Origin of the sequence: Stenotrophomonas sp. SrG, assembly GCF_050031795.1 — a bacterium.
Lineage (GTDB): Bacteria > Pseudomonadota > Gammaproteobacteria > Xanthomonadales > Xanthomonadaceae > Stenotrophomonas > Stenotrophomonas rhizophila_A.
This window is the reverse complement of the sequence record NZ_JBNBBE010001115.1, coordinates 1-239: the sequence shown is the minus strand read 5'-3', so window position 1 is coordinate 239 and position 239 is coordinate 1. Positions and strand designations below refer to the sequence as shown.

Below are 239 nucleotides of genomic sequence, written 5' to 3'. Positions count from 1 at the left end.
TCCGGGAACACGTGACCGAGATGGCTGTCACAGCGGGCGCAAACGATTACAGTTCGCACCATGCCATGACTGACATCACGGATTTCGCGCACATGGTCCGGGTCGATCGGGGCGAAGAAGCTCGGCCAGCCGGTGCCGGAGTCGAACTTGGTGCTGGAACGGAACAGCTGCAGGCCGCACAGGCGGCAGCCGTAGACGCCGTCCTGCTTGTTGTCCAGGAACACCCCACAGAACGGGGA

At 62.8% G+C, this 239-nt stretch carries 1 protein-coding gene; it reads right to left on the bottom strand.

From position 1 onward, the window contains the following. Positions 1-239 (bottom strand): peptide-methionine (R)-S-oxide reductase (msrB, locus tag ACQG3P_RS22935; RefSeq protein WP_426806333.1); only part of this gene is annotated, 239 nt, incomplete at both ends.